At 50.5% G+C, this 1,013-nt stretch carries 1 protein-coding gene; it reads left to right on the top strand.

Annotated elements, in window-relative coordinates:
- Positions 1 to 710 precede the first annotated feature (710 nt).
- Positions 711 to 1,013, top strand: a 303-nt coding sequence (locus E1189_RS22620; RefSeq protein WP_196220925.1) for a hypothetical protein, incomplete at its 3' end; no start/stop codon positions are given.

Below are 1,013 nucleotides of genomic sequence, written 5' to 3'. Positions count from 1 at the left end.
TGTCTCCTTCTCATTTTGGCTCAATACTTCGACTTCTGGTGCAGGGCTATCGTAGTTCAAATCACTTGGGACTGTTGACGCAGTTTCATAAACCTCTTCAATCTCTTGTTTGACAACTTTCCGGCAGTGAATTTCCCAGGCGTTGATATCAGAATTAAAAGGCAGCGAAACCCATCAACGAATTCACCTGTTATTATCACGTCATCTGTCGCTGACGGGGAATGAACTTTGCTGGGAGTTTCTGTGCAGGTATAGCCCTCTGCTATCAGACCAATGGTTTGCTTTTCCTGATGTGGCAGCCTGATTATGGATGGGCTTCCAACCCCTTGGCAGACCAGGCTATTTTCTGGACCCGATACACAAAATGTGTCGTCCAAAGGCTGAACGGTGGGCGATGACGTGCGGATACGGCCTGTTGAAATGATATCTGCCCCCCCTTCACCTGTTGGCAAAACAAGTGTGCAGCTACTCACCGGTTTATCTGTACTCGCATCAACAACAGCGGGAGCAACGGTCAGGATAAGCCAAAGATATGAGGCATTTGCTAGCATTTGCAACGGGCATAACCTCTGATTCAACCAAAGCACGAAAGGCTAGTCAGTGAATCGTGTATCACACAATTTCCATAGCGTGAGCAGTTGAAGTCATAGCAGTTCTTTTAAAATCCCGCTTTATTTCCTTTTGACCCGCTTCTCCTTACACCGGGTGTCTTGGCTGCTCCGGCGGTGGGAGCAAAGCTGGTTGACCGTATCGAAGATAATACCACAGGGGCAGGTGGTGTTCAGTTTCCCCTTGCACAGAGTGTCTCGACTGCTCTGACGGTGAGAGTTAAGCCGACTGACTGTATCGAAGGTGATGCCACAGGGGCAAGTGATGTTCTGCTTTCCCTTGCACTGGGCGTCACTGCTGCCCCGGCGGTGAGATTTAAGCAGGCTGACCGAAGTGAAGGTGGCACCACAGGGGCAGGTGGTGCTCTGCTTCCTCTTGCACCGGGCGTCGTTACTGCTCTGGCG

Source organism: Parendozoicomonas verongulae (genome assembly GCF_009711465.1).
GTDB classification, from domain to species: Bacteria; Pseudomonadota; Gammaproteobacteria; order Pseudomonadales; family Endozoicomonadaceae; genus Sansalvadorimonas; species Sansalvadorimonas verongulae.
The sequence above is the reverse complement of the archived record's forward strand: the minus strand, read 5'-3'. Positions and strand labels throughout refer to the sequence as shown.